At 56.6% G+C, this 25,267-nt stretch carries 25 protein-coding genes and 1 riboswitch; of the genes, 7 read left to right on the top strand and 18 right to left on the bottom strand.

Going from position 1 to position 25,267, the window contains the following annotated elements:
- Nucleotides 1-3 precede the first annotated feature (3 nt).
- The 8 genes from zapE to ACUXV1_RS21235 all read right to left on the bottom strand — a co-directional run bounded on the left by zapE (nt 4) and on the right by ACUXV1_RS21235 (nt 6,553).
- Nucleotides 4-1,167, bottom strand: a complete 1,164-nt coding sequence (gene zapE, locus ACUXV1_RS21270) for a cell division protein ZapE (protein ID WP_043639979.1) — start codon at nt 1,165-1,167, stop codon at nt 4-6.
- A gap of 260 nt (nt 1,168-1,427) precedes the next feature.
- Nucleotides 1,428-2,051 carry a thiol:disulfide interchange protein DsbA/DsbL gene (locus ACUXV1_RS21265; protein WP_194426644.1) on the bottom strand — a complete coding sequence of 208 codons (624 nt, stop codon included), beginning with the start codon at nt 2,049-2,051 and terminating at the stop codon, nt 1,428-1,430.
- Nucleotides 2,052-2,125: 74 nt separating this feature from the next.
- Complete coding sequence (locus ACUXV1_RS21260; RefSeq protein WP_081551239.1) at nt 2,126-2,458, bottom strand: hypothetical protein; 333 nt, start codon at nt 2,456-2,458, stop codon at nt 2,126-2,128.
- A gap of 287 nt (nt 2,459-2,745) precedes the next feature.
- Entirely contained in the window at nt 2,746-3,057 is a 312-nt protein-coding gene (locus ACUXV1_RS21255) for a DUF1484 family protein (RefSeq protein ID WP_043639985.1), read from the bottom strand.
- A gap of 11 nt (nt 3,058-3,068) precedes the next feature.
- Nucleotides 3,069-4,400, bottom strand: coding sequence for an amidase (locus ACUXV1_RS21250; RefSeq protein WP_446016469.1), 1,332 nt, complete (start codon nt 4,398-4,400; stop codon nt 3,069-3,071).
- 82 nt (nt 4,401-4,482) lie between these two features.
- Nucleotides 4,483-4,848 (bottom strand): hypothetical protein, encoded by a 366-nt coding sequence (locus ACUXV1_RS21245; protein ID WP_194426646.1) that lies wholly within the window; start codon nt 4,846-4,848, stop codon nt 4,483-4,485.
- Nucleotides 4,849-5,343: 495 nt separating this feature from the next.
- The gene (locus ACUXV1_RS21240; protein ID WP_446016470.1) at nt 5,344-6,057 is read right to left on the bottom strand and encodes a 5'-methylthioadenosine/S-adenosylhomocysteine nucleosidase family protein; all 714 of its coding nucleotides are present in this window, start codon (nt 6,055-6,057) and stop codon (nt 5,344-5,346) included.
- A gap of 145 nt (nt 6,058-6,202) precedes the next feature.
- A complete protein-coding gene (locus tag ACUXV1_RS21235; protein WP_446016471.1) occupies nt 6,203-6,553 on the bottom strand; it encodes a hypothetical protein in 351 nt (116 codons plus the stop codon).
- Nucleotides 6,554-7,157: 604 nt separating this feature from the next.
- Nucleotides 7,158-7,229: riboswitch (Fluoride riboswitch) on the top strand.
- An 85-nt stretch (nt 7,230-7,314) separates the two neighbouring features.
- On the opposite strand from ACUXV1_RS21235, the gene ACUXV1_RS21230 reads away from it, so the two are divergent.
- The 3 genes from ACUXV1_RS21230 to ACUXV1_RS21220 all read left to right on the top strand — a co-directional run bounded on the left by ACUXV1_RS21230 (nt 7,315) and on the right by ACUXV1_RS21220 (nt 9,812).
- Nucleotides 7,315-8,655, top strand: a complete 1,341-nt coding sequence (locus tag ACUXV1_RS21230) for a voltage-gated chloride channel family protein (RefSeq protein ID WP_446016472.1) — start codon at nt 7,315-7,317, stop codon at nt 8,653-8,655.
- Nucleotides 8,656-8,709: 54 nt separating this feature from the next.
- Complete coding sequence (locus ACUXV1_RS21225) at nt 8,710-9,126, top strand: hypothetical protein (RefSeq protein ID WP_446016473.1); 417 nt, start codon at nt 8,710-8,712, stop codon at nt 9,124-9,126.
- A gap of 83 nt (nt 9,127-9,209) precedes the next feature.
- Nucleotides 9,210-9,812 carry a phosphatase PAP2 family protein gene (locus tag ACUXV1_RS21220; protein WP_446016474.1) on the top strand — a complete coding sequence of 201 codons (603 nt, stop codon included), beginning with the start codon at nt 9,210-9,212 and terminating at the stop codon, nt 9,810-9,812.
- A 138-nt stretch (nt 9,813-9,950) separates the two neighbouring features.
- Here the strand turns inward: ACUXV1_RS21220 and ACUXV1_RS21215 are convergent, their stop codons facing one another.
- The 8 genes from ACUXV1_RS21215 to ACUXV1_RS21180 form a co-directional block, all read right to left on the bottom strand.
- Entirely contained in the window at nt 9,951-10,385 is a 435-nt protein-coding gene (locus tag ACUXV1_RS21215; protein WP_446016475.1) for a hypothetical protein, read from the bottom strand.
- Nucleotides 10,386-11,277: 892 nt separating this feature from the next.
- On the bottom strand, nt 11,278-11,862 hold the full coding sequence (locus ACUXV1_RS21210) for a hypothetical protein (protein WP_446016476.1): 585 nt from the start codon (nt 11,860-11,862) through the stop codon (nt 11,278-11,280).
- Between the two features lie 92 nt (nt 11,863-11,954).
- Complete coding sequence (locus ACUXV1_RS21205; RefSeq protein ID WP_446016477.1) at nt 11,955-13,556, bottom strand: hypothetical protein; 1,602 nt, start codon at nt 13,554-13,556, stop codon at nt 11,955-11,957.
- Between the two features lie 32 nt (nt 13,557-13,588).
- Nucleotides 13,589-15,991 carry a TcfC E-set like domain-containing protein gene (locus ACUXV1_RS21200; RefSeq protein WP_446016845.1) on the bottom strand — a complete coding sequence of 801 codons (2,403 nt, stop codon included), beginning with the start codon at nt 15,989-15,991 and terminating at the stop codon, nt 13,589-13,591.
- Nucleotides 15,992-16,146: 155 nt separating this feature from the next.
- The gene (locus ACUXV1_RS21195) at nt 16,147-16,830 is read right to left on the bottom strand and encodes a hypothetical protein (protein ID WP_446016479.1); all 684 of its coding nucleotides are present in this window, start codon (nt 16,828-16,830) and stop codon (nt 16,147-16,149) included.
- 137 nt (nt 16,831-16,967) lie between these two features.
- On the bottom strand, nt 16,968-17,663 hold the full coding sequence (locus tag ACUXV1_RS21190; RefSeq protein ID WP_446016480.1) for a hypothetical protein: 696 nt from the start codon (nt 17,661-17,663) through the stop codon (nt 16,968-16,970).
- Nucleotides 17,664-17,782: 119 nt separating this feature from the next.
- Complete coding sequence (locus ACUXV1_RS21185) at nt 17,783-18,607, bottom strand: alpha/beta hydrolase (RefSeq protein WP_446016489.1); 825 nt, start codon at nt 18,605-18,607, stop codon at nt 17,783-17,785.
- A gap of 294 nt (nt 18,608-18,901) precedes the next feature.
- Complete coding sequence (locus ACUXV1_RS21180; protein WP_446016481.1) at nt 18,902-19,534, bottom strand: response regulator; 633 nt, start codon at nt 19,532-19,534, stop codon at nt 18,902-18,904.
- A gap of 118 nt (nt 19,535-19,652) precedes the next feature.
- On the opposite strand from ACUXV1_RS21180, the gene ACUXV1_RS21175 reads away from it, so the two are divergent.
- The 4 genes from ACUXV1_RS21175 to ACUXV1_RS21160 all read left to right on the top strand — a co-directional run bounded on the left by ACUXV1_RS21175 (nt 19,653) and on the right by ACUXV1_RS21160 (nt 24,463).
- The gene (locus ACUXV1_RS21175) at nt 19,653-22,595 is read left to right on the top strand and encodes an ATP-binding protein (protein ID WP_446016482.1); all 2,943 of its coding nucleotides are present in this window, start codon (nt 19,653-19,655) and stop codon (nt 22,593-22,595) included.
- A gap of 72 nt (nt 22,596-22,667) precedes the next feature.
- Nucleotides 22,668-22,997 (top strand): DHCW motif cupin fold protein, encoded by a 330-nt coding sequence (locus ACUXV1_RS21170; protein WP_446016483.1) that lies wholly within the window; start codon nt 22,668-22,670, stop codon nt 22,995-22,997.
- Nucleotides 22,998-23,080: 83 nt separating this feature from the next.
- Nucleotides 23,081-23,779 (top strand): aspartate/glutamate racemase family protein, encoded by a 699-nt coding sequence (locus ACUXV1_RS21165; RefSeq protein ID WP_446016484.1) that lies wholly within the window; start codon nt 23,081-23,083, stop codon nt 23,777-23,779.
- 255 nt (nt 23,780-24,034) lie between these two features.
- Nucleotides 24,035-24,463: a TOBE domain-containing protein gene (locus ACUXV1_RS21160; protein WP_446016485.1), complete on the top strand. Its 429-nt coding sequence runs from the start codon at nt 24,035-24,037 to the stop codon at nt 24,461-24,463.
- A 45-nt stretch (nt 24,464-24,508) separates the two neighbouring features.
- On the opposite strand, the gene ACUXV1_RS21155 is transcribed toward ACUXV1_RS21160, so the two are convergent.
- Together ACUXV1_RS21155 and ACUXV1_RS21150 are read right to left on the bottom strand one after the other, a co-directional pair.
- Nucleotides 24,509-24,766: a hypothetical protein gene (locus tag ACUXV1_RS21155; protein ID WP_446016486.1), complete on the bottom strand. Its 258-nt coding sequence runs from the start codon at nt 24,764-24,766 to the stop codon at nt 24,509-24,511.
- A 65-nt stretch (nt 24,767-24,831) separates the two neighbouring features.
- Nucleotides 24,832-25,267: TolC family protein (locus ACUXV1_RS21150; protein ID WP_446016487.1), on the bottom strand; the 436-nt coding region annotated here is incomplete at its 5' end.

The following is a 25,267-nucleotide window of genomic DNA, read 5'->3' as shown; positions in this document are numbered from 1 at the left end:
CGTTTACAGCACCACGCCGGCCGGCGGCTGGTCGTGAGTCTGGCCGACGGACTGGTGCGGCAGCTCCAGATAGCTGCGTGACTGCATTTCGGTCAGCCGGCTGGCGGTGCGGAAGAATTCGCCGGCCTGCACCCCTTCGGTGTACAGCTGCTCCGGCTCGGCGGCGGCGGAGGCCACCAGCTTGACGCGGTTGTCGTAGAACACGTCCACCAGCCAGGTGAAGCGGCGGGCGATGGAGGCCTCGCGCGCGGTGATCTTGGGAATGCCGCTAACAAAGACGGTATGGTATTCGGTGGCGATTTCCAGGTAGTCGGTTTGCGCGCGCGGGCCGTCGCACAGGGCCAGGAAATCGAACCAGATCACCCCGGCGGCCAGACGCTTGACCGGAATCTCGCGGCCCAGCACCTGGATGGAGCGTTTCTTCTGCTCCACGCCGTGGCTCAGGCGCTGGAACAGCTGCTCCATTTTCTCCTCGCTGGCCGCGTTCGCCGGCACCATGAACAGCGGCTCGCGCGTCAACTCTCGCAACCGGTAGTCGTTGCCGCCGTCCACGTTCAGCACTTTCAGCTCGCGCTTGATCAACTCGATGGTGGGCAGGAAGTTCTGCCGTTGCAGGCCGTTGGGATAGAGGCCGTCCGGCGCGTAGTTGGAGGTGGTGACCAGCACCACGCCGCGCTCGAACAGCGCCGACAGCAGCCGGCCCAGCATCATCGCGTCGGCGATGTCGCTGACGTGGAACTCGTCGAAGCACAGCAGGCGGGTGTCGCGGGCGATCTTGTCGGCATAAGCCAGCAGCGGGTCCTTGCTGCCGGCCAGCGCGCGCAGCTCGCGGTGCACCTCGGCCATGAAGTTGTGGAAATGAATGCGACGCTTGCGGCGGTACGGCACGCAGGCGTAGAAGGCGTCCATCAGAAAGCTCTTGCCGCGCCCCACCCCGCCCCAGAAATACAGGCCCTTGGGCACATCCGGGCTGCGCAGGCTGCGTCCAAGGAAGCGGTTGCGCTTGTTCTTGAACTCCACCAGTTGGTGCCACAGCAAGTCCAGCTCCTCAATCGCCGCGGCCTGGGCCTCGTCGTGGATGAAACCGGGTTTTTCGCTGGCGGCCTGATACCAGGCCTTGGGGCTGAGATGGGCGTTCCCATCCGGGGAGAAAGTGTGCTGAGACATGGGCGGCGGAGTGTGCAAGCGCAATAAACGTACGGCCTGACATCATACCCCGTTTGCGCACGGGGGCAAAAACGATGCCGCCGCCCGAAAGGGGCGGCGTTCTTTAGAACAGACTCAGAACCTGTTCAAAGTCTCGCGAGCTAGGGCGAGACAAGGCGAAAACAAGCGAAAAAGCGGAATGGTCACGTGGTACATGAGCATTTTGAGCTTGTACTCACCGTGCGACGCTTCACGAAGCGCAGCAGACTATGAACAGGTTCTCAGACTAAACCGTCTCTTTGCGCCCGCACCTTGCTCAGCAAGGCGTCCAGCACCTCCCGCGTACGCTCCGGCGGGGCCGCGGCAATCGCGTACTTGCCGTCCACCACCAGCATGGGCGTGCTGAAGATCCGGTAATCCTTGGTGAACTGGGCGATAGCCTCCACTTGAGCCTTCACCGCGAAGGATCGATACACCGCCATGGTCTTGGCAACGTCCACGCCCGGCTGGCGGCGCAACCACTTCTCAAACTCCGCTTCCTTGCTCAGATCGACCTTGTCATGCTGCACCGCGCGGAAGGCCGCGCCATGCAAACGGTCCGAGAGGCCGGACACGTTCAAGGTGGCGAACACCCGCGCATACCCTTCCATCGGTTTGCCCCACACCACATGCTTGCGCACCACGCGCACGTCCGCTGGCTGGGTCTTCAGCCAGGCGGATATCGCGGCGTCTTGAGAGTAGCAATGTCGGCATGGGTAGGAGAAAAACTCCGCCACCTCAATCTGCTCGCCGCTGGACACCGGATGCGGTTTGGGCAACACCAGGTAATCCTTCCCTACCACGATCTGCGCTTGCGCCGCGCCCAGTGCCAGAACAAACCAACACAACAACAGTAACGCTCTCATTCACTACACTCCATTGATTCCGCCGTCGGGCTCCGTCTCAGTACATGCCTCGCGTTCAAGGGCGGGGTTAACTCTCAGGCCGTGGCCAACAAAGTCGGCACCTCAACCGCCTTGTCCACCTTGTTCAGCTTGATTTCGGATTTGGCCGGCCCACGCAGGCGCTGCAGCTCCTCCTTCAGCAGCTTGATTTCCTCTTGCAACCTATGCCGCATGTCCGCCTCCGCCTTGCGCACGTCCAGGCTCAGTTTTTTCTCCATTTCCGTTGTCAGTTTCTCATCGAGAAACGACTCGTACTTCTTGAACAGCTCATCGCGGTAAACATCCAGCTGCAAGCGCAGCATGAGGTTTTCCTCCTCCATTTCGGCCAATTTGTGCTGGAACTGGGCGGCATTCATATTGAAGTTCATGCGTTCTCCTGGCAGATGGCTCGCAAACGGCGCGATCAGCGCATGCCGACAGGCCGGAGCGGGGTTCCGGTTAAAAAAATATCCCTCTCCACGCAGGGAGAGGGAGGCAAACATGATGGGTTTGCAATAGACACTAGGCAGCTCAACACCGGGGGATCGGCGTGAGACCCTATGCAAAGAACGCCGCATAAGATGGGCAAAGTATGCGCAAACGCTCCGCGAAAAAATATCTGACCAGTACGAAAAGCCGGCGCAGCCACGCTTTATTGCGGGCGCGGAAGCAAGGCTCAAACCAGGCGGTTAAGACCGTTCAAGCCGTGATACAGACGCTGTTGCACCGGTTCCAGCAAAGCCACCGCCTCCTCGCTGCTAAACAGCAAGGGCTCGTCGCGGCGTTGCAGCAAGGTCAGGATGGCTTGCAAGCCGACATGAGCCGAACGAATCTCCATCAAGCCTTGCAACAGGCAAGCGTCCATTTCCGCGCACTGCTCGGCCATCTGCCGGCCAAGCTGAGACAACGCGGTCTGATCCGGCCGGGCCTCGAGCAAGTCCTGATTCAGTTGTTTCAGTTGTTCCATCACGGGCAATTGGTCTTTCATCGCCGCTCTCCTTATGGGTGAGCCAGCGCGTATTCAACGCCGGCGGCGATTTTCAAAATATGGGAGTCGTGGCCATGCAGCCCGCACACGCTCAAACCAATCTGATCCGTCAGCGGCAAGCTCACCGCGCAGCCGTCCAACAGATTGACGACGGCACTGTTGCGCAGAACCAGCCGGTTCAGGCGAGCGTAAACGTCCACGTTCTCCAACTCCGCCAGCTTGGGCGGCAAAATCGCCACCGTGGGCATCAGCCAGGCGTCGGCCATGGACAAGCGATACGCGGCAGCGGCTTGCAGCTCGCGGCGTTGCTCCATCAGTTCCTGATACCTGACCGCGCTCAGGCCGGCCCCTTGTCGCAGGTCTCGGACAATGCGCCGGTCATAGCAAGCGCAGCCCTCGCCCTCCAGCAACGGGCCGTGGCACCTCCAAGCCTCCGCCGCCGCCAACCCGCCTTGAGCCTCCATGTCCGCAATCCGCCCCAACTCGGGAAAATCGAAACGGATAATGCGAGCGCCAGCCTGAGACAGGCGTGCCAGGGCGTCGTCAAAGGCCTGCGCCACGGCGGAGTCCACGTGCTCGGAAAGATAATCGTCAGTCACGTAGAAACGGCGTTTTTTCACATCGGGCGGCTGGCCGCGCGCGTGGGAGGGCGTCCAGCCGCCGCTGAGCACCGCGTCCAGGATGGCGCAGCAAGAAACCGAACGCGCCAGCGTTCCAACGGAGTCCAGCGACGGCGATAAAGGAAGGCAGCCCTGCATCGGCACCCGCCGCGCGGTGGGTTTAAAGCCAACCAGGCCGCAAAAGGCGGCGGGGATGCGCGCGGAGCCGCCAGTATCGATGCCCAGCCCGGCCGCGCTCATGCCCAGGGCCACGCTGACCGCCGCGCCGGAACTGGATCCGCCCGCCACGCGCTCCGGATCTCCGGGATTGAGCGGCGTGCCGTAGTGCGAATTCAGCCCCAGGCCGGAGCATGCGAGCTCGCTCATATTAGTACGCCCCAGCAACACCGCGCCGGCGGCGCGCAGCGTCGCCACCACGGCCGCATCCCGGGACGCCGGCGGGTTGTGCGTGAACACGAGGGAAGCGGCGGTGGTGACCTGGCCCTGGATATCGAATAGATCCTTGACCGATACGGGAATGCCCGCCAGCGGAGTGGGATAGACCCCGGCGGCGTCCACCTGCCGGGCCGTGGCCAGCGCGGCTTTGGCGTCCACCAGGGTGAAAGCCCGCTCGCCGGCCTCCTGGTGGCTGGCGATGGCGGCCAGCGCCTGCTCCGTCAGCGCCACGCTGCTGGTATTGCCTGACAGCAAGTCCCTGTGCAATTGCATCACGGTGGGCTTCATGACAAACGCCTTGCTGTGACACGTGGCAAACTCATGGCATTGCGACATACGGCTCTCCTAAAGACGGCAGGCGATTGAACGCCTAGATTGAGCGCTTGAGGCCGCGAACGGACGCCACGGCCGTAGCATTGGCGCGCGCGCCTCCGCCGACGCTTGTCTGGAAAGGCAATGACGCCGCTCCCTGCCGCTCATCTTGAGCGGTGGAACTGAGTTGTCGCAGGCGAGCGGCGTAATCATCCAGCACTTCGATGGATAAACGCGTCAATACATATTGATGTGAGCCGGGAATGGACTTGGCCTGGAGTGCAGCCAAGGTGGAACGCAATAGAGAGAAGCCGTTCAAGGCCAGCGCACAAGCGTCCAAGGTTTGGGACCGCAGGCGCAGTTGATCTTGTCCGTTGCCCGGAGGCGGTTTGGCTAAAGGAAGGAGGGAAAACAGTGGAGTCATTGCAGTCTCCAAGTCAGCTTTGGAAGCCTGCTCGGATAAGAGCAGGAGCGTGACAAGGTGGCAAGACCGGTTCCCTTATTAAGGCCGGCAGCTCCAAAGGAGCTCCCTGCCACGCCCTGCTCAGATGCAGATGCGTGGCAACAGACGTACGCAGTCCAGACGGACTTTGCTTGTCTGCGAATAAGGGAAAAATAGGCTTGCCTGCCCGGCGCGGCGTTATTTGGCGCAGCGCGAGGCAAAGAGTACTGAGACGGGGGCGGAGCGTCAAGCCGATGACACCCGCCCAGACAGGCTGCAAGCGGAATGGAGAGACTGTCAGAGCAGGTCTGAACTTCTACAGCTTAGAACCTGTTTACGATCCGCTGCGCGTCGGCGATACAGCGTTGAAAACGTCTTCAAAATGCTCATGTACCGTGTGTACACTCCGCTTTTTCAGCTATTTTCGCCTTGTCTCGCCTTAGCTCGCGAGACTTTGAACAAGCCCTATGAAGGGCCTCAAATAGCGGAGAGCAGCTTCAACACGGCGGCGGATAAGCGCTCCGCGCACAATGCAATGCCATGTTCGGGCGTGCCCTTATCCCGCCCTTGGCCGTCAATGATGTTGCTGACCGCCCGCAACACCAGCACCGGCGTGGAGCCCACCCGGCGCGCGGCGCGCATCACGCCGGAGGCTTCCATTTCAATCACGCCGCGGCCCAGTTCCAGCATTGCGGGAAACTTGTCGGCGGGCACCGGAAACTGGTTGCTGCTGAAGATCACCCCTTGCTTCACCATGGGCAGGGCGTTCAACTTAGCTAGCCAATAGGGGTCCACATCCCATGCCGTTTCCAGTTGAGCGTGTGTATTGCTGTTAAGCAGGCAGGATTCAAACGGCGTGCCTTTGAGGATCGTATCGATGCCGTGAAGATCCATTTGCACGACTTTGTTGCCGGCAACGACATCGCCAATCTCCCAGCCATCCCCCACCGCGCCGGAAGTCCCCAAAAACAAGACCAGATCAATATCGCGCTGTTGCAGTAGCGCCAGAGTGGTCAATGCGGCGTCTTCCGTGCCCACGCCGGTCTCGGCCAGGTAAAGTTGGTGGAGATTGTATTGAAGGCTGCGACAGGACAAGGCGCCGAGCACAGGATCCGGCATCCACGTCGCGGATAGTTGCTGCGACAGATGAGCGGATTCGGCGGGGAAGGCCGACAATAGCAAAATATTCATATAGAGCCCCAAATTAGGTGGTTTAACGGCGAATACGCTAGCGCCTTCCGGCAAGCAACGCCGCATCAGGTTCAAACTGGCTGCGCGCCGGCTTGCCCCCCAAGGCCGATATTGATCAGCAGCTGTTGAATTGGCAGACCCAAACCTACCAATGATCTCCAGAGGCTCCGGATAGCATGATGTGCTGAGCGGTATTACGAACTTCTGTCGGCAATGAGTACGCGCGCCATGGGGCATGCATGGACTTCAAGATATCCTGCTCACACAAACCTGAGGACAGCTGCAAGACAATGGTGGTCATCCCATTGTCCGCCTTAAGGCCATTCACTGAAAAAGCCGCGCTATGCGTAACAATATTTTCAATATCGCCCTGGCTTAAGGTGATGTCGCTGACTTTATGATTTCCAATGCTGATGCTTAGCTGAATAGGCTGGTTTTCCTGGGAACAAGCGTTGAGTAAAGCGTTGTCGACAGAGACTTGAAATGACTGCGGCATGATACCTATACCTTTGCCTAAAGCGTGGCGTTAAGAACGTGTTTACAGTCTCGCGAGCGAAGGCGAGAAAAGGCTAAACCGGCGGAGGAAGCGGAATGTACATGCCACCATACCGCATCGCACTTCCAAGCCGCCCCACTTAAGCCGCCATGAGCCTGGCGCGACAATGCGGAATCATTTCTGACATGCCCCGCCGCCATGAATAATGCCAAGCGCAACGCTACACTTTAATTTTCTAAATTTTAATAGGACCAGTACTAAATTAAGACGGCAAAGCATATTTCATATTGATACAGTTTTTAAGCGTGTTTGCGCTCAGCTCGGCAAAAGCAAGGCTTTGAACAGGCTCTCAAACCAAGCGGAGCCTCGCTGCCCTAAACGCTTGCGGCTGCGCGACATGATGGGCGGGCCCGCTCGGCTAGACAGTCCGCATTGGACAACTACAATACGAAATACCCCGCGCTGCCCGCCTCACCGGCTAGGGGACAAAGCAGCCCCATATAAGGCGTCCGGCCGAATAGAGGGGATCACTCCGCCCCTGACCGCATGGGCCCGAAACGCTCATAGCGCGCTGGACTGCAATTAAATGATGCGATATATTTCCCTCTTATTGGGAGATGGTGTTCCTCCTCTACTTGAACCGCAGCAATAAGCTGCTGATGACGCCTACATAAACCTGACCTTGGTCGGGAATGTGGGTGCGCACGCGCATATTCCTTTCCCCTTGGTCAGCCTCAATCCCTTTGATACAGGCATGACTAATGCGTCCGTTACACCGCCCCGAACAATTTGTACTACTGCCCTACGTGGGCAAGTGGCTCGTCATCGCCAGCCTTATTGCCTTTCTCGCAGGCAGTATCTCGGCTTTTTTCCTGCTCTCCCTCGACCAGGCCACCGCCTGGCGCGAAGCGCACCGTTGGATTATTTGGCTGCTTCCGCTGGCGGGTTTTGGCGTAGGCTGGATCTACCACCGGCTGGGCAAAACCGTCGATGGCGGCAACAACCTCATCATTGACGAAATCCACGAACCCAAGAAAGTCATCCCCTTGCGGATGGCTCCCCTAGTATTGGGCGGCACCATTATTTCCCATCTGTTCGGCGCATCGGTTGGCCGCGAGGGCACCGCCGTGCAAATGGGCGCCACGCTGGCGGATCAGCTGACTCACGCGTTCCGCATGAAGCCCGAGGAGAGACGCATTCTGTTGATGGCCGGCATGAGCGCCGGCTTCGCCGCCGTGTTCGGCACGCCGTTGGCAGGCGCGGTGTTTGTGCTTGAAGTTCTTGCTATCGGACGCATGCGGTATGACGCGCTGTTTCCTTGCTTTGTGGCCGGCATCGTCGCCGATCAGGTATGCCTCGCCTGGGGGGTGCGCCACACTCACTATGCGATAGGCGCGGTTGTGCCTATTGGTTTCTGGAGCGTGCTGGCCGTGGTGGCCGCAGGCATTGTGTTTGGCCTTGTGGGGATGCTGTTCGCAACAGGCGCTCACTCGCTCAGCGCCGTGGTCAAACGCTTCATCGCCTACCCGCTGCTGCGTCCCTTTGTTGGCGGCATCGTCGTCGCCTCGGCGGTGTACTTGCTCGATGCTTACCACTACATCGGCCTGGGCATTCCCGACATCGTGCGCGCCTTTCAAGAGCCGGCGGCCCCCTGGGATTTCTTTGGCAAGCTGGTGTTTACGATTGTTTCGCTGGGCACAGGCTTCAAGGGCGGAGAGGTCACCCCGCTGTTTTACATTGGCGCAACGCTGGGGAACGCCCTGGCGCCGCTGCTGCATCTACCCTTTCCCCTGCTCGCCGGCATCGGCTTCGTCGCCGTGTTTTCCGGCGCCGCCAACACCCCCATCGCCACCACGCTGATGGCGATGGAATTATTCGGGGCGGATATCGGGCCTTTAGCCGCCATCGGCTGCATCACCGCTTACTTGCTCTCCGGCCATACCGGCATTTATCACGCCCAGCGCGTGGGCCGCAGCAAATACCGCGGCTCCATCCCCGAGGGGCTGCGCATTTCGGACCTGGCGCAGCTCCGCAAAGAACAGCGCGCGCCGGCAAAAGAAAAGGCGGAAACAACGGAGGGCAAAACATCAGACAGCCCGTAAGGCGGCCACGCTCTGGCTTGCAAGACCGTGAACACCCCCTATGGAACAGGCTCGATGACCTCAAACCCCAGCCCACCGCACATTGTCGCCTTGCGGCTATATTTCCCCATGGCCTCCAAGGCCAAAGCCACGCGCTTCTGGCATCGCTTGAGCGCGCCGGCTCTTGCGCTCCGCCTGCTGACCCTCGCCCAGAAGGCGAAGATCCTGCAGGCAACGCTCCACCCAGTCAGCGCCGGCTACCTGCCTGGCCAGCGGCTGTCGCACGGCCATCCGGAACTGACCAACATGCGGCACCCGCAATGCCTGGAGCTGCTGGACTCCGAGCAGCGCCTACGGGACTTCATGGCCGAGCACGCAGAAGAACTGCGCAAGGTGCACGCCGTTCTGCTCCTATGCGAATTGCCGCTTACTCAACCAGGCGGCGCGGCGGCGACGCACGCAGATCCTCCCAGTAAAAACCAGGCCAGCTAACAATAACCGCCAGCACCGCATGGCCGCCGCACCGAATCCCCACGCTTCCCACGCTCCAGGCAATCACGCATAAGACAAAAACCATGAATCCCCTTGAAACACTTAACCACACGCTGTTTTTACTATTGAACGCAAATGAAAACACGCCGGCCTGGCTAATCCGCGCGGCCGTTGTCATCGCCGACGATCTGATCTACATCATCCCCTTGCTCTTGATCGCCTTGTGGCTGTGGGGCGACGACAAGCTTCGCCATCAAGCCGTCAAGGCATGCCTCGTCGTCCTGCTGGCTTTAGGAGTGAATGGGTTAATCGGCCTGGGATATCCGCAGCCAAGGCCCTTCGTGATAGGCCTTGGGCATCTCTGGACGGATCACGCGCCGGATTTCTCTTTCCCCAGCAATCACATGACCATCTTGACCTGCATCGGCCTGGCTCTGCTGCTTGCCGGCATGCTCAAACTGGGTGCCGCCATCCTGACGCTGGGCATAGCCGTCGCCTGGGCGCGCGTATTCGTAGGCGTGCACTTCCCACTGGACATGTTGGGCGCGCTGGCCGTAGCGGCCGGCGTTTGCGCGGTGACGACCGCGCTCTGGCCCAAAATAGGGGATCCCATTGCACAAGCGGCCATTCGGCTGTACCGCTTCTTATTTGCATGGCCGATTGCCGCAGGCTGGGTCCGCGGCTGACTTCCGCGGGAAAAGGAAGCCACGCACCAAGGGGGAGTCAAACAAGCCCAAGACGGGCCGGGAGACGAGGCGGAGCCCCGCAAGGCTCCGCTCTGTGATGCGCAGGGCTGCGGCCAGCCAAGGCCGCCGCCCCTTGCTTTAACGGCCGATGCGGCTAAAACGCTCCTCCAACTGCCTGCGCCTGGTCTTGCCGGCGTGCATTTGATGTTGGCTGTCCACGTGGCGGTAAACCTTTACCTGCTGCGCGCCCAAGAACAGCATTTGCTCCAGGTAGTTGAAAAAGCCTATCCAGTAGCCGCGCTGCTCACGGTCGTCAAAGCTAATGTCGCGCGCCACCCGGCCCAACAGGCCGCAGCCCACGTAGTAACGGTTGTCCTTCAGCCATTGCAGTAGATGGGCCGCGCATTCGCGGCCGTAGGCGCACATGGCGTCGAAGTCCTCGGAGGTTTCGGGCATCTGCCAGTAATGCGGATAGTCGCGCTCCGGGATGTAGCGAACGAAGGGGAGCAGGATTTCCTGCTGTTCGATGGCGACCAGTTTATAGCGACGACGGCGAGGTAGGATAAGGGACATGCTGTTTCTCCTGCTGTGACACAAGATAAACCGCCTGCCTGAAAAGCGAGGTATTGGGCAGGCGCGTGATAGGACCGCTTCCGTAAGGTACGAATCCGTTGTGTACAGGGCGAGACGCCAATCCCGGCGCCGTTAATGAGAACGACGCCCGGGGATTGTCGCCGACGGGGCGGGGAGGGTCAAGGAGGGGTGGCTTTTGGAGTGAAGAGGTACTTGGCGGAGCAATGCCTCTCTCTGCCCTATTCCACACGACGCTGCGCTTGTCTTGCTTGGCCAGCTCAGCCCCGGCAATAAAAGCCGCGGATTCAATACCCGCCCCGCCGCGCGAAAGCAGCGCTTAGAGCCTGTTCAAAGGCTTGCGAGCAAGGGCAAGACCAGGCGAAAACAAACGATAACTACAAGGGGGGCATGAGCATTTCGGGCTTCTTAACGCCCTTTTCTAAAATACCGCCGAAACACAGTAGGACTTGAACAGGCTCTTAGAAGGCTCTGGATAACACGATGTACTGAGAGGTATTACACGCCCCTGTAGGCAATGAGTAGGCACCCTGAAGGTGCCATGAATTTCAAGATATCGGGCTTAAAAAATCTGAGGAGAGCTGTAAAATAATGGAGGCCATCTCATTGACCGCCTTAAGATCATTCAGTGAAAATCCGCACCATGTGTAGCAACATTTTCAATATCGCCCAAGCTTAACTTAATATCACTGACTTTATGACTTCAATCATAGATATTATTTATTGATACAGCAATTTACTAGCAAAACCAGCCTAATTATAAATCATTGAGATATCAATAGACATAGAAAATACGCCGGGCCAGACCAAAATAATTTATATGTAGAAGTTCAGACAGAATCAAACAGCTTCTAGCTTAGACCGGCATAATTACCTATCTCCACTGCACAGACTGAGTTTGCTCATTGCTCATAAATAGCCGGGTGTCCGTTGTTGGATGCCATCCCTGAAGCGACAGGCGCTCATCAGGGACCAGGTACTTTTCCCGCACGCAAGGGACGTTTACGCCCAGCTCTGCAGGGCACCTCCCCTCCAGATAAGCCAAATAAACAGTATTGCCACTATTTAGAATGGCACCATTCTCAATGGTGTATGACTGCCGCGCCTGACGTGGCTGAACGACCAAAATGGTGCTTAAACGGACCGAGGTAGTGAAACGAGGGGTATCTCCCTGAGACACCAACGCCCCAGGACGTTCTCGAAAGGTGATTCGGTAATAGCGGGGATGCTCGTCCTGCGGACCGTGATAGTAAAGCTTGAGCCAGTTGCTGGAGTTGGGACGCAGCAGCAGCTGTCTGGGCGCATAAAGCAACTCGCCTGCCGGTGCTTTTCGTTCTACCGCGCCACCGTAAGGTGGATCGCTCTCCTCAACCGACACATCGTAAAATCTAGCCTGTTGAGTGTCATTGACCACTTTCCTCGCTAAAAACGCAGTATCACTTCCCATGAAGTAGGTCATTTCCCCTACAGATAAACCCCACGTTGAGGATGATAAGCCAAGCGACAAACACAAGCCGATACTAATTTTACTTGGAAAACACATCATATTCTTTAGTCAACCCAGGTTGCTTTTACCGTGACTTCGCCGCTCGCTCTGGCACGACCTTCCCAAGCCTTGCCATTCACGTCATATAGTATCTGCGGATAGATCAAGGGAAACAGCAAATCCAGCCACAACTTGCCTTCATATTGAACCCCCATGCTTTCTGCCCAAGGCATGCGAGTAAGATCAAGCGGGATATTGGAACAATCAGCTTCCACCCGCTGACGATTAGCACCACTTGGACTCATAAAAGCTAAATCAAGCGGTAGTGCAATATCCTGTCCACTGGCGGTGCTGAACTTGCAGTAGCGGCGGCCATCTTTAAGCAAGCTTATCTGCGGCCCGCTAACCTGCACACTAACCTTTGTCGCTTTGGATGGACCAGTCTGCTTAATTTCGTAAGGCAAGCGCAGTTCAGTCGCCTGGCCCACTACGGCCCGATAGTAGTCATTGATTTTTTTTTCAGGCTCACGCTCTGAAATGGCAATTTGATAGTTGAGTTTTTTTAGTTTCAGTAGCGAGAACAAACCAAAATGCCCAGTAAGCTGGCTGGCCTGAGTAGGATATATCGACAGTGAAATAGCATTATCCAGGCTAAGCTCATCCCGATCCTTACCTAGTAGATTTTTCAAATGCTCACTACTGATACGAACCTTTAGTCCACTCTTAATTGGTGTCGAGACAACCTCTCGGCCATTGTCAACAAAAACAACACCCTTGTCGTTGGATTTCAGAGTAAAAAGTTCCAGTGTACCCGTATTTTTTATTTGTAATGGGCAATCCATGCTTACGCCATTACTATTGATTTCACAAACACCTTTAGATGACAGTAGTTTTCCCTGAGGAGACATCGAAATACTCTCGGAGAGTTGATCTAGCTTTGCTTTCTGCGAGGAGCTAAAATTTAAAACTGTTTTCCGCATCCCATGTTTTTTTGCACCATCTTCAAATGCAGAAATACTCGCTGTATGGTTAGCGTAATAAGTATCTAGGCTGACGACACTTTCAACTTGGTTATTTATTAATTCATTGACAAACTCATTTAAGTTTAGTTTTATTTGCAGACCACGTGGATTAGACGCATCACTATCATTATTCAAATAATTAGGATAAACGGCCGGCCAGAAATTCACCCTATTATAACCCAGAGATGCATTATAATTTTCATACCCTATTTTCCATTTAAAAGGGAGGCTACTATTGACACCATCTTGACCTCCTGGAATTTGAGATAACAGGGAGTAAACAGCACCACCTCTCTTGACCTTAAAATAAAAGCCTACAGACAGATTTCTATTCCATGAACTGCTTCCCTTAAATGGAAAAGAAATTGCAAGCGCAGATTGCTGGCTATTAGCCACACTGTAGTAACCCATGATTCCACCATTAACAAAGCTCCCAGTTGAGGCAATGTAATAGGCTTCCTCACCCACTTTGTCGTTAAGCTGGATGATTACTGGTTGAATGGTCTGAGTTCCACCACTATTGATGGTTGCTCCACTGACTTCACCGGGATTGTTACCCGGCGCAGCCAGACAAGGACCGATCAGTAATAGCAGCAAGCTGACGCAATACCATTGAGAAAGCTGAACTTTACTCAAATAGCTCATACGGTTAATCCTTTCATCAAAGTAGCAACTGTTTATGAGATAGTCGGCCGCGAGCAGGAAACCTGATTTACCCAAGCTGCCCCCTGAGCCTGACTCAGATTCAACTCAAGCTGGCATTGTGAGCTGTCCGCCATCTGGTACTCCAAACTTGGCTGAGTTTTATCTACATCGATGACAAAGGAACCATCTTCTGCAGTGGTAGCCTCACCGATATGATTACGCAAAACCACACCGGATCGGGGCCGGCCATTTTCCACCAACACACCGAATACGGTTACCAATTGGCGTAGCCTCGGCTGCATAGCGGCAATATTGCCGGGGTAGAGCACCAAATGACGTTCTGCCTGCTGAATCTCAAAATTGGCCGGGGATTTTGGACTGTTGCGCAACTGGACATCTGCCTGGCTGAAAGCGGGCATGGCAACAAAGGTGGAGCGGCCGAACAAACTGCTGGGGCGCTGGTTGACCAGCAGTTCAAGCTGGCCGGCGGCAGATTGATCTAATTTGACGATCATGCCGGCTTCGGATTGGGCATGCCCCCACCCTAAACCAGCATGATTCCAGGCCATGCTGCCGCTTAGACTACCGTTAAAATAGAAACCGCCATGATTACTATTTTTGCCTGCGCTAGCATCCCAACTGAAATGAGAGGTTTTGCCATTGCCATTTAGGTTGAAATAGCTATGACTATTACCCGTGCCACTATCGTGGCTGGTTTCTGCGCTGTGCTTCAAGGAGCGGCTATTCCCCATATTGCCTCCCAGATAATCCAGCCCGGTAATGTTTTTCGGCTGCCACGAGGCTTTAATCCCCATGCTTTCACTATCACGGGTTCGGGAGTAATCCAGTCCGGCGCTACCAAAACTCAAAGTTAGGTTCAGACTAGCATAGAAGGACTGTTCATTTGGCGTGTCATTGCGCCGAGACCAAGTTTTTCCAGCATTCAGTTTAAGCTCCAACAGCTTGTTCTGAAACAAGGTCTGACCAAAGTCCAGCCTCAGATCCCGGTTGCCTGAAATGTGATCCTGTCCCAGGCTAAGGTTCAAATTGCTATAACGATGGCTATTAAGCAGGCGCTGCAAATCCAGAGAACCACCCGCGCTTAAATAACGCCTTATCGTCTTACGGTCTTCCACTGAACTAGCCAACTGCGGTTGATCGTAACGACGACTATTGTCATAACTGCTCCAGATATTGACCGGCCCCAGATTGACTGAGCCAGATAGTGTAGAGTTATAACTACGATTGCTGGCTACCCCCATTTGGCTAGTGATAGAGCCGTAGGCAAACTGCCAACTGAGTGTAGGCTCAAACGCTAGCAAATCATCATAGTGATATACCGTGGCGCTAATATCTGCCCAACGGGTATTCCATTGCCCGGTAGCGCCAAATAAGTGGGTATTGCCATTGTTGGCGGCCGCCTGATAAATACCGCCAAATACTTGGAACGCCTGATCTTTCCCTTTTCTATAACTAGCGGTTTTATGAACCATCTCATTCTGCTTTGACACTACCTCGCCATTGACAACCACTTCCAACCGCACCGGGTAATTGCCTACAGGGAATGGAGAGGTATCCACCTCATGGTTGCCGATGGGCAAAGTCTGGACATGAATGAGTTTGTTTTCACGATAAACATTGACCTGACCGCTGGCTGGCATGAAAACAAAAATAGGTGAACGTGACAGACTGTTGTCCATTGACTGTGATCGCCCCATATTACCGGCGCTTACACCATAAAACTTGCCACCTTGGATGTAGGAAACATTACCAATCTGATTAAGCCCCCAACTTCCCAGATAGCCGCCAGTGATTTTCACACCTTGTATATCCCGCTCCAATCTAGCTTCATAGATGTCGCCAGCTGCTCGGGTACGGGCATCACCATCCAAATACAAATGGGTACTGCCATAGGCAGACAAGGACTGTAATCGTAGGTAACCATCGGCCTGCTGGCTATCATTACGAGAGAAGGTCGCATTATAATTAAACAAGCCGCTTAAATGTTGTTCTGTGCTATCTGGCAGGGTCACCACCCGAGAACGCGCATTTTGTTCAAAGGCGGTAGCCGGCAAGGTAACAGACAGTTCAAATGTTCTGATATTGAAACATAGGTTGAATGGTGTAGCTTCACCGTGCTCAGGTGCTTGAAACGAGTCGGAGACCTCACACTGCTGATAAGGAATCGGGCGACCGTACTGCTGTTGCCATAGTTTCTGATATTCCGAGATAAGTGAGCCCTGCTTCAAAATGGCTTGCTCTAGAATTAATCGGCCATCGAAATAGCGAACCTTGGCCCGGCCAGCTTCTTCGGCCTGCCCACTTGGCGTGCGAACACGCAGAGGGACTTCCACTCCTTGTTGCAACAAAGAAAAAAATTCAGGAGAAAAATCATCTTGCGCCAGCGTATTATTAATCGGACCAGAGTCAGACATCTCCGTAGCTCTGAGCTTAGATTGAGCAAATACTTTTGAACTAACTAGTGCTAGCTGACTAAGCAACAATACCGTTACTGAAACTTTGAATGGCGCAGTAGGAAGAAATAGAAATAGCTGGCGCACAGAATGGCTTTCATAAAGTTTTAAACGGTTCACTCTTGAGCTGGAACATGGATATATTCCAACCCTTTCCACACGCCATAACCGTCAAACTTCTTAAAGTACTTTGAAAAATCGACACTTTCGCCCGGCAATAAAAATGCATGACGAGAACAGTTCTCAAGCTTTTTAGAACCACCATTGAAACATTGACCACTAGTCAACATACGAATAAATGTATTGCCAGTATTTCTCATACCACCCTTGCCATTTACCTCATAAGTAAATTTAGCGTGGCGCGGGCGTACCACCAAAATAGTATTTATGGTGATTTTTCTCTTGGCTTTCAGAGCGGTGTGATTGGTAAGCTGGGTAAACGCAGGTAAGTTTTGTTCGGAAAACCTCAACTGGTAGTAACGCTCTGTATCGTCCGCAGGCCCTTTATAATATAATTTAACATTAGCAGTTTTATTTGGACCAACAACCTGTGTGGCAGGAGAGATCAACAACTCTGGCAGACTACCGCTAATTGGTTTCATATTTTTTGGGTTATCCACAGGAATGGCGGTAACATTAACAAATTTAGCCACCTCCTCTTGATTACCAAATGCTTTACTAACAAAGGAATCGTCTGACTCCAGCACTGTAGTCAAAGCCCCTACATGAATGGCATTAGCCGAAACACTGGCAAAGATTAGCCAGACGCAAGACAACAGTTTAATTTGGGAAACTTTCATATTAAATGAGAAACTTATAACAAATAGCCATTATTCACGTTAGATAGGTACAACAGCAGACACAGCGAGCAGTACCCGCCCGAGAAAAGGGCGGGCATTTCAATATTATGTAACTCTGTAAATTGAAGTCACTAAATTCAAGCCGTTACATCATTCCAAGATGCATTGAATATCATTTCCACAGTCCCATTAAAAACACCATCTGGCAAATCAGCGAGCTTTTCACCGCTAACAACTTGGCCCAGATCATTCATACCTTCAGCGATATGGAATCGCAAATCAACATTACGGGCTTCGTGATAGCTTCCTTTTGGAGTTTCATGCGGCCCCTTTTTCGAAATATCCATATGCCCCATTCCATCCGCAGCCATCTCAACACCGTTTTTATTACCCCGTAAAATATCTACAGGCTTCTCATCAGCAATAGCAATCCCACCGAGAATAGCCGCAACTTTGACATTACCCTTTTTGGGCCCTGCAACATGACTCAACGTGCGCCCCCCCAGCTGGGCGGTCAGCTTGTATTGGCTAGTATCGATCTGACTTCCCATCTGGATGGTTAATCCACTAGTAGGAGTGGTAAACAAACCCTGGCTCGGATTCCAAGTAAAACTTAATGCATCGCTATTAGCGAAAACATTCAAATCCACATCGGTTTTTTTAACAACTTCTGCATTCCACTTAACTGAGGCGCTATAAGTAGTTTCAGCCGCGGCCACACCATTCGAGAGGCCAAAAGCCAACATAGACATCACCATCAACCTAACCTGCCGCATACACATCGCTCCTTTATTGGAAATAATTACAGCACCGGACAAACCTCTAATAGGCATCGACATTCTCTATTTTCAACCCTAAAAAAAACATATGACCAGTACTAAAATCTACTTAAACAAAAAAAGTCCTAATGAATGCCGGCTGATAATGTCTATTTTGGAATTTCACCAACACCTCACACTCCCGCCATAACTCCAACTTCGGCAGACCATGCCTTCGAATCAAGACGATAACAACCATCATGATCACCCCCTTGCATAAACAACTTGGCTTTAGGCTGCGGACTAAGTTGATATAGACGCTCACCCAACACGATCGGCACCACCTCGTCGCCGGAGCAATGAATGAATAGTTTTGGCGTGGCAATGACCGGCAGTTTGGAATAGGAGGAGAAGTTATGGCGGATCAGCGCGTCAAACGGCAGCCATGAGGCGGTATAGGATTGGACGATGTCCGCGATGGACAAGAAACCGCCGTCGATAATCACCCCGTCCACGCCCAGCGATACCGCGGCCAAATCCATGGCGATGGCCCCGCCCAAGGAATGGCCGTAAACCAGATGCTTGGACGCCTCCGGCGACAGCTTCTTGAACGCTTGCCAAGCGGCCCGGGCGTCGGCGTAAACCGAGCGCTCCGACGGCAAGTACCAGGCGCCGCCGCCGTAGCCGCGGTAGTCGATCGCCATCACCGCCAGGCCCAGCCGGCGCAGGCTGAGGATCAAATCAATATCGGTGTACAGCGTGCTGTCGTTGCCGTGTAGAAACAAGACCGCCGGCGCGGCGGGCGATTCGGCCGGCAACCACCATACATGCACCAGGCAGCCACCTTCCGTCTTGACAACCGGCAACCAGGTCTCCTGGTACGTCACGCCGTAATCTTGCGGGGTTTTGCCAGTTTGATACGAGGGACTAAGGATGAAGCAACGCTGGGCCAGTTCCCATAAGCTCAGCGCCAGTAGAACGGCGACCAACAGCCCCAGGATTTTTTTAAGCGTGCCCATGCGCACCGCCAGACTTTAAAACGCCACCCGCCATCAACAGAGCACCCAGTTCAATCTAAACGCCATGCTCGCCTGCTGGTCGTCTTTCAGGCCCAGGCGAAATCCAAGCCGGCAGCATAGCCATGCTCAGCGCGCGCGGATATTTGACCAGTACGAAATACGCGCCGCACGGCGGGGATCAAGCGTTGAAGCGACGATACTTGCCGCCCCATGCGTTGAAGACAGACAGGAATCCAGGGAACCCGCGGCGGGAAAGCGGCCCCAAGGAAGGGGCCGCCGGGAGAAAAACAAATGTCAGGACTTGAACAGCAGCAAGAGGTCGGCGTCGCGCTCCGCGCCCAGTTTGCGCATGGCGCTGGCTTTCTGGGTGCTGATGGTCTGCTTGCTGCGCTTGAGTTTGGCGGCGATGTCGTTGACGGTGAGCCCGGCGACAAAGAGCCGAACCACCTCGGCTTCGCGCGCGGTCAAGGCACGCTTGTCGGCGGGTTGGGCCGGCCCGTCCGCCTCCAGCAGACGCTCCACCGCGGGAGAGTAGTACGGCGTTTTAGTCCTGGCCGCGTACAAGGCCGGCAGCAGATGTTCGATAGCGTCGGACTTGCTCAGGATGCAATGAATGCCCAAGCCGCGCAGCGAACGCACCACCAGGGCGTTGTCCATCATGGTGAGCACCACAATGCCCAGTTCCGGGTAAAGCCGGCGCAGGCGTTCGAACATGGTCGCGCCGTCGCCGGACTCGCAGCCCGGCATGGAATAATCGGACACCAGCACGTCGCAAGGCTGGCTGGCCAGCATGTCCCACAGAGCGGTGGCGCTATTGGCCTTGCCCCCCACGCGAACGGCGCGCCGGCTCTGCAGCACATGCTCCAGGCCGCTGAGCACGGTGGGATGGTCGTCCGCCAGCAATACCTTGATTTCCTCTGTCTCCATGTCGCTCACTTAAAAAATGCTTATTTATTGTCAAGAAAATCTATTTTTATAGATAAGCAAACATCCTGACCTCGGTCAACCATTCCCCCCGGCCATTTCTCCACCATCACGCCCACACATGCGAAACACACGCTCCAATCCATCCATCCTTCGTCCACTCAGCCGCCTGCGCCGTATCCAACGCGCCACGCTGTTTGGCGGCGGCATAGCCATTTCTCTGACTCTGCTGGCTCTGACCACGTTGTCGCTCTGGCTGTCCGGTAAGGAAATGCTGGCGGATCGGCACAGGATGTTCGATGCGGAAAATACGGCGCTGAAGGTGGTGCTAGGAGGACATGCGATCGACCTCTACCATCAGGTCAGCCAGGCCGAAGAGGCATGGAAAACGCTGCCCAAAGCCTCCTTGCCGCTGCTGCGCCAATTCACATCGCATAACGGTGAAGTGTGGCTGCAATCCTCTCCGGTCCACCCTCCGGTTCTGGCCTTGGGCAAGCTTTCCGCCCAGTACCCGGTACCCCGTTTCGAACCCTACCTGGCACTGGCAGAACACGCCGCCAGCGCAATGTGCGGCGGCGATTGCGAACTGAGAAAGTCGGTAAACGCCTATCTGTACAGCCCGGACCAACAGTTTCTGGCGATTGTTTCCCCCAGCTTGTCCTCATTAGCCTCAACCAAGCCGGAGGTCAGAGAAGCTCTTCGGCAGCAGGTGTTCACCAATATGCCCAATCCGGTGGATGCCAACGGTCTAATCAGCCGTCAACCGGTCTGGCTGGCCACCAGCGCGGCGCCGTTGTCCGGCCGCCCCGCCATCCGTCTGGCGCAAGCTGTCGTGGTCGATGGCAGACCTGTCGCCGTATTCGCCAGAGATATCCGCATCGATACCTTTCTGAATACCTGGCGGCCGGACATCAGCGATGAAACCACCTTGCTCGCCAGTCCGATGGGGCCGCTACATATCAGCTTTGGCTGGCAAGCCCAGCACGGCGCTCAACTGATCGCAACACTCCGCGACATGGCCCTGCCCACCATAGACGACACCGTATCCGATCTCCAATACCGCGATGGTCTATTCATCTTGCGCGCCCGCTTGCCCACACCGGGTTGGGTTCATATCCAAGTCTTTTCCTGGCATGGCTTGCTCAATGACGTGAGGCTGCCGCTGATCAACAATCTCAGCGCGTTGCTGTTCGCCCTGATCTGCCTGTGGACCTTCATCCTGTTGCTGGACCGGAGAATCTTCAAACCCGCTTTTAGCAACGCTCAACGCATTTACGAAAGCGAGAATCTGAATCGCATCATGGTGGACACCTCGCCTTCAGGCCTGACACTGCTGTCCATCGCCGACGGCTCCGTGCTGCTGGAAAATGAGGTGATGCGCCAGTGGGCGCGGCAAGGTGCCATCTCCCGCCCGCCCCTGCACCTGCAGCTGCTGGACGCTCACCTGGCCGCGTCGCCGCTCGGCACCACGCCTTGCCACCGGGATATCCAGTTTGCGCTGGCAGACGGCAGCGCCATGGCCTTGCACAGCACCACAATGGCCACGCGCTATCAGGGCATCCGGGTCCTGCTGTGCAATGTGGTGGACATCACCGCGCGCAAGGCGCTGGAACGCCAGCTGGAAGCCGCGCGCCAAACGGCGGAAGCGGCCAACCAGGCCAAGTCCTCTTTCGTGGCCATGGTCAGCCATGAGATCCGCACTCCGCTGCACGCCATCGTCAGCAGCCTGGACCTGCTAGGCCGGGCCGGTTTGGCCGCGCCGCAGCAAGAGCGCTTGTCCGTAGCCAAGCACTCGTCGCAGGCGCTGCTGGCCATCATCAACGACATTCTGGACCTGTCCAAGGTGGAAGCCGGGCTGATGAGCGTGGAGAGCATCCCCTTTGATCTGGCCGCGCTCGGTCGCGAAGCCGCGGCCGTCATGGAGCCGCTGGCCCGTGCCAAGGGCCTGGAATTCTCCTGCATGATAGACGCGCACCTGGCGCCGGCTTATCTGGGCGACCCCGGCCGCGTCCGGCAGATCATGCTGAACCTGCTTGGCAATGCCATCAAGTTCACGCTCAGCGGCGAGGTGCAGCTGGAAGTCTACCTGCAGGACGACAGCCGCTCGGATTCGCCGGTGGTCATTGGGGTGAGTGACAGCGGCGTGGGCATTCCCGCCGAATATCACGATCAAGTCTTCACCGAGTTCTCTCAGGCGGACCCCTCCATCACCCGCCGCTTCGGCGGCACCGGCCTGGGCCTGTCACTCTGCAAAAAGCTGGCGGAATTGCTGGCGGGGACGATTGAATTCACCTCCACCCCTGGGGTGGGCAGCACCTTCGTCGCCGCCCTGCCCTTGCCGCCTTGCGCCGCCGCGCCAACCGTCAAGCCGCCCACCGTCTCACCGATCCCGGCAGCGCCGGCGGCCCGTATCCTGGTGGTGGACGACCACCCGGCAATCAGGTCGCTGATCCAGGACCAGCTTTGTGAACTGGGCCACCAGGCGGACATCGCCGCCAACGGCGCCGCCGCGCTGGCGTTGGCCGCCCGCCAGGATTACGCCTTGGTGCTGACCGATCTGAGCATGCCGGACATCAGCGGCTACAACCTGGCCCAGGCCCTGCGCGACAACGGCTTTTCCGCCCCCATCGTCGCCATCACCGCGCAGGCCGGCAACGCGGAACAACCGCTCTGCGCTCAAGCCGGCATAAACGAACTCATGCTCAAGCCCTTTACCCTGGAAGAGCTGGATCAGGTGATCCGCAAACACCTGGCGCTGAGCCCCCCCAGCGCCCAGCGTCCCACAGCCCCCACGCCTTTATCCGCTGTCCGGCGCGCCGAACTGCTGAACGCGCTGAACCAGTCGCTCCTGCTGATGCGGCGGGCGCTGGAACCGATGGACAAGCCACTGTTGATGCAGCAGTTACACGCCACCAAGGGCGCTTTCGCCATGGCGAGGCTGGCGCCTGTGGCGGAGTTGTGCGCGAAGATTGAACAAGCGCTAGAAGCCGACCGACGCGAGGAAGCCGGCACGCTGTTGGATCAATTGGAGGCACTGGCACGCGCGCGCCTGGCTCAAACGTGAAACGACTATCTTTGTCCGGGCGGCATAGGCGACAATGACCAAGCGCTTAGAACCCTTGCAGAGGAGCCTCCCATGAAAATATCCGACATCCCGTTTGGAATCAGCGACTGGTCCACGCTGGAGCCTACCCGACACGACGGCGAAACCGGCTGTGCCTATTGGCGCACCCAGCGCTTCGGCGACATCCGCGTCCGCATGGTGGAATACACGCCGGGTTACCGCGCCGATCACTGGTGTGTCAAAGGCCACATCCTGTTGTGCCTGGAAGGAGAACTGCACACCACGCTGGCGGACGGCCGCAGCTTCACCCTGAAGCCAGGCATCAGCTACCAGGTGGCCGACGACGCCGAGCCGCACCTGTCCCATACCGAAACCGGGGCCAAGCTGTTCATCGTTGATTGAAGCCGACTCAAACCGCCCTCGCATGGGCCCTATACCCACTTAAAAAGCGTCACTCCGCACCTCCAAGTACGAAACGAGCCAATATGAAAAAACTCGGCCTGCTAGGCGGCATCAGTTGGGTATCAACGCTGGATTACTACCGTTATCTAAACGAAGGCGTCAACGCAGCGCTGGGCGGCCTCAACTTCGCCGAGTGCGTCGTCTACTCGCTGAATTTCAACGATATTCAGCGACGTGGATGGGATGACTGGGACCATACTCACGCGCTGCTGCTCAAAGGCTGCCTGCATTTGAAAGCCGCCGGCGCCGACGCCATTGTGCTGTGCGCCAATACCGCGCATGCGGTTGCCGATCCGTTGGAAACGGCCGTGGGCCTCCCCATCATCCATATCGCCGACGCGACGGCGCGGGAAATCTCGCGGCAACAGTTGCAAACCATCGGCCTGCTAGGCACCAAGTTCACCATGGAACTACCGTTTTTTCAGGACAAGCTAAGCCGGCACGGCATTCGCGCCTTGATCCCGGAGCAGCAGAATACGCGCGATTTCATTCAGCGCACCTTGCGCGACGAACTGGGCCGCGGCATGGTTTCGCCAGCCACCAAGCGCGCCTATCTGGAAGTGATCCGGCAGCTGATCGAACGCGGCGCCGAAGGCATCGTCTTCGGCTGCACCGAACTGCCGCTGCTGTTGAGCCAGACCGACGTGCCGGTGCCGGTATTCGACACCACTCAGATTCATATCCGCGCCGCGCTAGAGTTCGCGCTCTCCGATACGGAGTGAGCGCAATAGGTGCCTGGAGCTGGTTCAACGTCTAGCTAGCAAGAAACAAGGCAAAACGACCCAAAAAAGCGAAATGTACTCGTGGCACATAAGCATTTTGAAGCCGCTTTCAACGCCGTATCGCCGAAGCGCAGCAGACTTTGAACAGGTTCTTAGGTCGAAAGAGCTACAGGCGCGGCCCCCGCTTCTACATATACTGCCGGCAGATTGCCTATGGCGAAAACACACCCACCCATCCGACATCAAGGACACTCCATGCTCACTAGCGCCCGCAATCAATTCGCCGGCAAGGTCGCCGCCATCCATCCCGGCGTCGTCAATGATGAGATCGACATCGCCCTGCCGGGCGGCGACATGATCACCGCCGTCATCACCCAGCGCAGCACCGCCAATTTGGGCCTGACCGTGGGCGGCGAAGCCTTGGCCATCATCAAGGCGCCCTGGGTGGTTCTGGCTCATCCAGAGGCCGGCATCAAACTCTCCACCCGCAACCGCCTGGAAGGCCGGGTGTCGGCGCTGCGTCCGGGCGCGATCAATACCAAGGTTGAAATTCACCTCAACGGCGGAGACGCCCTGGTGGCCATGGTCACCAAGGAGAGCGCGGATGGTCTGGATCTGGCCGTCGGCAAGGCGATCGTCGCCTTCTTCAAGGCCTCGCACGTGATTGTCGGTGTCCGCACCTGAGCCCACCAGTCCAGCAGGAGAGTATCGCCCACGGCTCCACCCGCCCTACGCGCGGCCGCTAGCCATGTGGAGGAGAGACGGAGCGCGGCGATGCCCGCGCGGGAATTCCATAGACTCCATGCGGAAAGCCATTGCGTCCTCCCCGCACGCCGCCGGACACGGATGCCGCAGCCAGAACGGGGCCGTCTGACTGTCTCGGGTTAGAATGCCCAGCTTCACCCCATAAGGCCGTTCCGGCGCGGAAACCGCCATGCCGAAACTACCGCACAACTCCGCCGCCAGCCGCGCCTGCGGCTGCTCCATGCCCAACTCGGACTGGGCCGCAAAAAAACCCCGCCAAGGCGGGGTTTGTCGTTTGCTGCCGCGGATCAAGACTTGGCCGGTGTTTCCCAGCCGCCGCCCAGCGCCTTGTACAGACCCACCACCGCGTTGAGTTGGTCCAGCTTGGCGCTGACCAGGCCCAGTTCCGCCTGGAAGCTGTTGCGCTGCGCGTCCAGCACGTCCAGATAGCTGGCGTAGCCGTTGTCGTAACGCAGGTTCGCCAGACGCAGCGATTTGTTCAAGGCCTGGAACTGCGTGGTCTGCGCCGCCTGGATGTCGCGCGCCGCGCTGTAGCCGGACAGCGCGTCCAGCGCGTCCTTGAACGCGCTCTGCACCGTCTTCTGGTATTGCGCCAGCGCCTGCTTCTGCCGCGCATTGGCCGCGTCCACCGCGTAGCCGGTCTGGCCGAAGTTGAACACCGGCGCCGCCAGATTGCCGACGAAGCTCCAGGTCCGCGTCGGGCCGGTGAACAGCGTGTCCAGA

The sequence above is a fragment of the Chromobacterium sp. W521 genome (assembly GCF_052805975.1).
Note: the sequence above shows the minus strand (reverse complement) of the source record. Positions and strands in the feature narration are given on the sequence as shown.